Source organism: [Mycobacterium] fortunisiensis (genome assembly GCF_019050325.1).
Classification (GTDB): domain Bacteria; phylum Actinomycetota; class Actinomycetes; order Mycobacteriales; family Mycobacteriaceae; genus Mycobacterium; species Mycobacterium fortunisiensis.
Window position 1 is genome coordinate 19,605 of record NZ_VOMB01000028.1, and the last position, 8,234, is coordinate 27,838.

Consider the following 8,234-nt stretch of genomic DNA (forward strand, 5'->3'; position numbering starts at 1 on the left):
ATTATCGCCGCATAGTGCTCCTGGGCGATCGTCGGTGCCGGTCAACTGGCACGCTGGTGATCAACATGACCACTCCCCTGCTCGACGATCCGCACGACCTGTCGGCGCTGCACGCCAAGGGCAACGACGCCGACACCCTGTTCACCGACTTCGCGGCCTGGGCCGAGGCCAACGGCACCACGCTCTACCCGGCGCAGGAGGAGGCGCTGATCGAGCTGGTCAGCGGGGCGAACGTGATCCTCGCGACGCCGACCGGCTCGGGCAAGTCGCTGGTGGCCACCGGGGCGATCTATGCGGCGCTCGCCGCGGACCGCGTCAGTTTCTACACCGCCCCGATCAAGGCGCTGGTGAGCGAGAAATTCTTCGCGCTGTGTGACCTGTTCGGCGCGGCCAATGTCGGCATGCTGACCGGGGACGCATCCGTCAACGCCGACGCGCCGATCATCGCCTGCACCGCCGAGATCCTGGCCAACCTCGCGCTGCGCGAAGGTGCCGACGCCGACATCGGCTTGGTGGTGATGGACGAGTTCCACTTCTACGGCGACCCCGACCGCGGCTGGGCCTGGCAGGTGCCGCTGCTGGAACTTCCCAGCGCCCAGTTCCTGTTGATGTCGGCAACGCTGGGCGACGTCACGTTCCTGCGCACGGATCTGACCCGGCGCACCGGACGCGAGACGGCCCTGGTCACCGGCGCCGAACGACCGGTCCCGCTGTTCTACTCGTACGCCACCACGCCGATGCACGAGACCATCGCCGATCTGCTCGAGACCAAGCAGGCGCCGATCTACGTCGTGCACTTCACCCAGGCCTCGGCGCTGGAGCGGGCGCAGGCCCTGATGAGCGTCAACGTCTGCACCAAGGAGGAGAAGGCCGCGATCGCCGAACATATTGGCCGTTTCCATTTTTCATCGACCTTCGGCACCACGCTGTCGCGGCTGGTGCGCCACGGCATCGGGGTCCATCACGCCGGCATGCTGCCCAAGTACCGGCGCCTGGTGGAACAGCTGGCCCAGGCCGGGCTGCTCAAGGTGATCTGCGGCACCGACACCCTCGGCGTCGGCATCAACGTGCCGATCCGCACCGTGGTGTTCTCCGCGCTGTCCAAGTACGACGGCACCCGGATGCGGTTGCTCAATGCCCGCGAATTCCACCAGATCGCCGGGCGGGCCGGCCGGGCCGGGTACGACACCGTGGGCACCGTCGTGGTGCAGGCACCCGACCACGAGGTGGAGAACATCAAGCAGTTCGCCAAGGTGGCCGACGATCCCAAGAAACGGCGAAAGCTGGTGCGGCGCAAGGTACCCGAGGGCATGGTGCCGTGGGGTGAGAACACCATGACCCGGCTGGTCGACGCCGCTCCCGAAGCACTGACCAGCAACATGCGGGTGTCCACCGCGATGATCCTCGACGTGGTCGACCGGCCGGGTGATCCGTGCCGGGCGATGCAACGGCTGCTCACCGACAACCACGAGCCGCGCAAACGTCAGCTGAAGCACATCCGGGAAGCCGTGGGCATCGCCCGGTCCCTGCTACAGGCCGGAGTGATGGAACGCGTGGAGGGACCCGACGCCGATGGCTCATCATTCTCCCGTCGCTCCGCTCGCCCTGTCAGCTACCGGCTGACCGTCGACCTACCACCGGATTTCGCGCTCAACCAACCACTGTCCACCTTCGCCCTGGCCGCAGTCGACGTGCTGGATCCGCAAGCGGAAACCTATGCGCTGGACGTGGTCTCGGTGATCGAGGCCACGTTGGAAGATCCCCGGCAGATCCTGGCCGCCCAACTCAACAAGGCCAGGGGCGAGGCGGTGGCACAGATGAAGGCCGACGGCATCGAGTACGACGAACGCATCGAACTGCTCGACGAGGTCAGCTACCCCAAGCCGCTGGCCGAACTTCTCGAGCACACCTACGAGGTGTACCGGCAGACCAACCCGTGGGCGGCTGACGGGCACCTGTCCCCCAAGTCGGTGGTGCGGGAGATGTGGGAGCGGGCCCTGACCTTCCGGGAGTACATCAGCCTCTACGGCCTGACCCGCTCCGAGGGCGCGGTGCTGCGCTACCTGTCCGACGCCTTCAAGGCATTACGTTCGGGTGTTCCCGCGGCGGCCCGCACCGAGGCGCTGGGCGACATCGTCGAGTGGCTCGGAGAGCTGGTGCGCCAGGTGGATTCGAGCCTGCTCGACGAGTGGGAGCAGCTCACCAGTCCGGACCAGCCGCATGACGTGCCCGTCCCGGTACCGGCCCGCCCGCGCCCGCTGACCGGCAACGAGCGGGCCTTCACCGCAATGGTGCGCAACGCGCTGTTCCGCCGGGTGGAGTTGTTCGCCCGGTCCCGCTGGGACGAGCTGGGCACGCTGGACACCGGGTCCGGCTGGACGGCCGAGCGCTGGGCCGAGGTTGGCGAGGCGTACTTCGACGAGCACACCGACGTGGGCACCGGACCCGACGCGCGTGGGCCGGCGTTGCTGATCTTCGACCGCGGGCCGCAGGTGTGGCGAGTGCGACAGATCCTGGATGATCCGGCCGGAGATCACGATTGGGGTTTCGACGTGGAGGTGGATCTCACGGCCAGCGACGAGGAAGGCGCCGCGGTGCTGCGGGTCATCGATGCCGGACGGATGGGATGAGCGATTGCTGGACCCCATTTTATCGCGCCCCCGGGGCCTTGCGGCAAGGCCGGGGTGATGGCGCACAATCGCTGGCCTGAGCAAGCCACGGAGGAACAGGGAGCACGTGCCAGCTGACGATCACGACGTCGAAGTCCAGTCCGAACAGACCTATGTCGACGGGCTCTACACCCGTCTGGACGCCGAGCGCATCCGGGTGCGCGACCGCTACCGGACCGCGCTGCGCGAACACGGCGGCACCGCGGTGGAACGCGACGCCGAAGTGCGCGCGCTGGCCAAGGAAGCCAACCGGCTCGACGTGGCCGACAACGGCCTGTGCTTCGGACGGCTGGAAACTGTTGCCGGAGAACATTTCTACGTCGGACGGCTGGGCATCTTCGACCGTGACAACGACTATGAGCCGTTGCTGCTGGACTGGCGAGCTCCGCTGGCCCGGCCGTTCTACACGGCCACCGGCGCCCATCCCGAGAACATGCGGCGGCGGCGCCAGTTCCGCACCCTGGGCCGACGGGTGTTGGATTTCACCGACGAGGTGCTGGGCCGGCCCACCGAGGGCGACGAAGGTGACGAGGACGCCGCACTGCTGGCCGCCGTCAACGCGCCGCGCGGTGAAGGCATGCGCGACATCGTCGCGACGATCCAGGCCGAGCAGGACGAGATCATCCGCAACGAGCACACCGGGGTGCTGGTGGTCGAGGGCGGCCCCGGCACCGGCAAGACGGTGGTGGCCCTGCACCGGGTGGCCTACCTGCTCTACACGCACCGCGAGCGCATCGAACGGCACGGCGTGCTGGTCGTCGGACCCAACGAGGCGTTCCTGAACCACATCGGCCGGGTGCTGCCCTCCCTCGGTGAATCCGATGCGGTGTTCATGACACCTGGCGACCTGGTGCCCGGGTTACACGTCACCGCCGAGGATGCGCCCGAGGTGGCCGCCATCAAGGGCGCGCTGACGATGCTCGATGTGCTGGCCGCCGCGGTGGCCGACCGGCAGGAGGTTCCCGACGAGCCGATCCTCATCGACCTGCCCGACGTGCAGGTGCGCATCGACGCCGAGACCGCCCAGTGGGCCATCGAGGAGGCCCGCGAAACCGGGCTGCCGCACAACGAGGCCCGCCCCACGTTCCGCGACATCGTCACCTACGTGCTCACCGAACGCGCCGTCGCCCGGATCGGGAAGGGCTGGCTGACCCGTGCCGACAAGGCGGCCTGGGAGGAGCTCCGGGCCAGTGTGGTCGGCGAACTCGACGAGAACGCCGCATTCGCCGCAGCTCTCGATCAGCTGTGGCCGATTCTGACCCCGCAGACCCTGCTGGGCCCGCTGTACTCGTCGCCCGAACGGCTGTCCGCGGCCGGCGCCGACCCCCGGCTGTTCCGCGCCGACGGCGAGACCTGGACCGTCTCGGACGTGCCGCTGCTCGACGAGTTGGTGGACCTGCTGGGCCGCGACAAAGCCGGCGAGGAAGCCGCCGAACGTGAACGTCAGGAGGAAGCCGCCTACGCCGCCGGGGTGCTCGACCTGATGGTGGCCCGCGAAGATCTGATGGACGACGAGGACCACCTGCTGGCCAGTGACCTGATCGACGCCGAGGACCTGGCCGACCGGTTCCTCGAACGTGACACCCGCGAACTGGCCGAACGCGCTGCGGCCGACCGGGATTGGACCTACGGTCATGTGGTGGTCGACGAAGCCCAGGAACTGTCCGAGATGGACTGGCGGGTGCTGATGCGTCGCTGCCCGCGTCGCTCGTTCACGATCGTCGGCGATCTGGCCCAGCGTCGTTCGGCGGCCGGCGCCCGGACGTGGGCCGAGATGTTGGAGCCGTACGTGCCGGGCCGGTGGATCTACCGGACCCTGTCGGTCAACTACCGCACCCCGGCCGAGATCATGACGGTGGCCGGCGCGCTGCTGGCCGAGTTCGCCCCCGGGGTGAAGCCACCGGAGTCCGTGCGGGCCTGCGGGGTGCAGCCGTGGTCGAAGCAGCTCAGTACCTCTGAAATCCCGGCAGCTGTCGCAGAATTCGTGGCAGAGGAAGCCGCCCGGGAGGGCACCAGCGTGGTGATCGGCCCGCCCGAGATACCCGGAGCGGTGGCCCCGTCGGAGACCAAGGGCCTGGAATTCGACGCGGTGCTGGTGGTGGAACCGGCCCGCATCCTGGCCGACGGTGAACGCGGCGCCGCCGAGCTGTACGTCGCCCTGACCCGCGCGACACAGCGCCTCGGTGTGCTGCACACCGAGGCGCTGCCCGACGCACTGAAAGGCCTGGCCCATGCCTGACACCACCTGCGCGATCGTGGGCGGCGGCCCCGCCGGAATGATGCTGGGGCTGATCCTGGCCCGCTGCGGGGTGGCCGTGACGGTCATGGAGAAGCACGCCGACTTCCTGCGCGATTTCCGCGGTGACACCGTGCATCCGAGCACCATGCGCATGCTCGACGAGCTCGGGCTGTTCGACGAGTTCGATCGGATCGGTTACAGCAAGGTGGAAAAGGCCGAGTTTCCGGTCGACGACGGTCCGGTGACCCTGATCGACTTCCGCCGGCTGCGTCAACCCCATCCCTATGTGGCGATGGTGCCGCAGTGGGATTTCCTCGATCTGCTGGCCGACGCCGGCCGCGACGAACCCAACTTCACGCTGCGGATGCAGACCGAGGTGACCGGGCTGATCCGCACCGGTGAGAAGGTCACCGGGGTGCGCTACACCAGCCCGGACGGCGACGGTGAGTTGTCCGCCGAACTCACCGTGGCCTGCGACGGGCGCACGTCACTGGTCCGGCGCGAGGCCGGCTTGCGTACCCGGGACTACCCGGTGCCCTTCGACGTGTGGTGGTTCCGGCTGCCGCGCACCGATGACGGCCAGTACTCACTGATCCCGCGCACCGCACCGGGGCGCGCCATGATCATGATTCCGCGCACCGGCTATTTCCAAGTGGCGTACCTGATTCCGAAGGGCGGCGACGCCGAACTACGCGCCCGCGGTTTCGAGGCGTTCCGCACCGAGCTCGCCGAGCTGATCCCCGAAGCCGATCCGGCCGCACTCACCAGCTGGGACGATGTCAAACACCTCGACGTTCAACTCAACCGGCTGTCGCGGTGGCATCGTGACGGGCTGCTGTGCATCGGCGACGCCGCCCATGCCATGTCACCGGTCGGCGGGGTGGGGATCAACGTGGCCATCCAGGACGCGGTGGCCGCCGCGCGCCTGTTGTACCCGGCGCTGCGCGAGCACCGGGTCAGCGAATCAGACCTGGCCGCCGTGCAGCGCCGACGCCGCCTGCCCACTGCGATAACCCAAGGCTTCCAACGGATTCTGCATCGAGCGGTGATCGCGCCGGTGATGAAAGGCGCCGCCATCGCCCCGCCCGGGGCGCTGGTGAAGGTGATGCGCCGGCTCCCCCAACTCACCGCCATCCCGGCGTATCTGGTCGGCACCGGGGTACGTCCCGAGCACATCCCCGGGCCGGCGCGACGGTAGGTCCACGTGGCAGGCAAACAGAATCCCGAACTGCGCCGTCGTGAATTATGCGATGCGGCAATCGTTCTGCTGGCCCGCGAGGGGATCAAAGGCGTGACCCATCTGAGGGTCGACCGCAAGGCCGGAGTCCCGGACGGGACCGCGTCGTTCTACTTCCGCACCAGCTCGGCGTTGGTGCGTGCGGTGGCCAACCGGATTGCCGACCTGGACCTGGCCGATCTGACCGCGGCCATCCGGGCGACGAAGTGCGGTGCGGGCCCCTCACCGGCGGCGGGGCTGGCCCGGCTGGTCATCCAGTCCGGCACCGGGGCACGCCTGGTTCGCAGCAAGGCCCGCTACGAGCTGGTGATGCCGGCCAGCCGGGATGCCGGGCTGGCGGCCGCGTTCAGCCACAATCAGCAGCAGTTCTTCGAACTGCACCGGGACGTGGTGCTCAGCCTCTGTCCCGCCGGTACCGACCCGGTCCTCATCGATGAAAAGTCTTATGCACTACTGACTTTCATCAGTGGACTGATGCTGGCGCTGGCCCGTGGCGACCGGACCATCACCTCGGCCGGGCAACTGGAGACGATCATCACCTCGATCGTCGCATCGGTCCCGGCCGTCTCACATCGCGAAGGAGTATCCGCCGTTGACCGGTAACGTCTGCCCGGTGATCCAGGAGCCGTGGTCGCTGGCCAACACCACCGCCAGGTAGGCCACGTCCTCGGGCAGGCCCGGCCGGCGGATCGGGTAGCGCGACAGGATGGCCTTTGCCTGTGGCGAATCGGCCATCTCGGCCCACAACGGTTCGGTGAGCGGGGTGCGCATGGTGCCCAGCGCGATGTTGTTCGCGGTGATGCCGTATCGGCCGTTCTCCAGCGCGATCGACCGGGTCAGCCCGGCCGCGCCGGCCTTGGCCGCGGCGTACACCGCACCGCTGGCGTCGCCCGTGCGCCCGGCGTCCGACACGATCGTCACGATCCGGCCCCACTGCCGCTGCACCATCGCCGGCAGGACCGCACGTGTGCAGTGCAGCACCCCATACAGATTCACCTGTAGGAACGGATCCCAGTCCGTCGGGGTGGAGTCGGCGAACGGCATCCGGGCGGCGAAACCCTCGGCCCCGGCGTTACCTGCGTTGTTCACCAGGATGTCGATGGTCCCGGCCCCGGTAATTGCCTGCGTGGCGGCCTCGTAGTCAGTGACGTCGAACGGCACCGCCTCCGCTTCGCCGCCGGCGGACCGCAATTCGGCGACGACCTCCTCGGCGCGGTCGCCGCGCAGGTCGTTGATCAACACCGTGGCCCCGGCCGCACCGAATGCCTGGGCCAGTCCGCGGCCGACCCCTTGCCCGGCTCCGGTGATCAACACGCGTCGGTCTGACAGATCGAATTGCAGCGTCATCGTTTCTCTATACCAGTAGAGGTTCGAAAGCTGTTCGCGCGGGTGTGGTCTGCCATAGTCTGGACGCCCGTCCCTAGGAGGAAATCCATGAGCGACCACGACGTCCGGATGATCATCCTGTCGACCGACGATCTCGACGAGTCGATCCGCTTCTACACCGAAACCCTGGGCATGCCGCTGAAGTTTCGTGATGGCGCGCATTTCGCCGCGCTCGACGGCGGGTCTCTGACGCTCGCCCTGGCCACGTCCGTGGACCACCCGATCCCCGGGCAGGTCGTGGTCGGGATCAAGACCGCCGATGTGGACGGTGCGGCCAAGGCCATCGAGGCCAGCGGTGGCGGAATCATCAAGCACCCGTACGACGATGCGCACGAGCGTCGCGCCGTGGTCTACGACAACAAGGGCAACGGTCTGGTGTTCTACAGCCCGCTGGCGCGCTGACCCCTCAGCGGGGCTTCTTCTTCAGGTCCTGGCGGGACACCGGAACTGTTACCGGTGTCTTGATGCTGATCTGTCACCGATGTCTTGAGAGATCGGCCACTTTTGTCGGTGCCGGGTGGCATAATCGAATACATGTTCGACAGTGATGGTGAAGGCGGTTCCGAGGCCAGGGACGATGCCGGGGCCGATGCGGGGGCTGGGCTGATCGACGCGATCACCACCGCCGCCCAGGCCGAATCAGCGGCCATCGCCGCCCGACTGGCCGCCATCGGCGAGTTGGATCTGCGCCGGGAAGCCGAAC

General features: G+C 68.1%; 6 protein-coding genes. 5 read left to right on the forward strand and 1 reads right to left on the reverse strand.

Translation table 11 applies throughout. The features are described 5' to 3' along the window. The first annotated feature begins 65 nt into the window (after nucleotides 1-65). The 4 genes from FR943_RS26180 (at nucleotide 66) to FR943_RS26195 (ending at nucleotide 6,748) form a co-directional block, all read left to right on the forward strand. Entirely contained in the window at nucleotides 66-2,630 is a 2,565-nt protein-coding gene (locus tag FR943_RS26180; protein WP_217161253.1) for a DEAD/DEAH box helicase, read from the forward strand. Between the two features lie 106 nt (nucleotides 2,631-2,736). After that, entirely contained in the window at nucleotides 2,737-4,908 is a 2,172-nt protein-coding gene (gene helR, locus FR943_RS26185; RefSeq protein WP_217161254.1) for an RNA polymerase recycling motor ATPase HelR, read from the forward strand. Then, a complete protein-coding gene (locus tag FR943_RS26190; RefSeq protein WP_217161255.1) occupies nucleotides 4,901-6,106 on the forward strand; it encodes an FAD-dependent oxidoreductase in 1,206 nt (401 codons plus the stop codon). Before helR ends, FR943_RS26190 begins: the two co-directional genes overlap by 8 nt. A gap of 6 nt (nucleotides 6,107-6,112) precedes the next feature. Beyond that, entirely contained in the window at nucleotides 6,113-6,748 is a 636-nt protein-coding gene (locus tag FR943_RS26195; protein ID WP_217161256.1) for a TetR/AcrR family transcriptional regulator, read from the forward strand. Here the strand turns inward: FR943_RS26195 and FR943_RS26200 are convergent. Continuing rightward, nucleotides 6,713-7,492, reverse strand: a complete 780-nt coding sequence (locus tag FR943_RS26200; protein ID WP_217161257.1) for an SDR family NAD(P)-dependent oxidoreductase — start codon at nucleotides 7,490-7,492, stop codon at nucleotides 6,713-6,715. The genes FR943_RS26195 and FR943_RS26200 overlap by 36 nt on opposite strands. Before the next feature lie 87 nt (nucleotides 7,493-7,579). On the opposite strand from FR943_RS26200, the gene FR943_RS26205 reads away from it, so the two are divergent. Next, nucleotides 7,580-7,933 carry a VOC family protein gene (locus FR943_RS26205; RefSeq protein ID WP_217161258.1) on the forward strand — a complete coding sequence of 118 codons (354 nt, stop codon included), beginning with the start codon at nucleotides 7,580-7,582 and terminating at the stop codon, nucleotides 7,931-7,933. The last annotated feature ends 301 nt before the right edge of the window (nucleotides 7,934-8,234 follow it).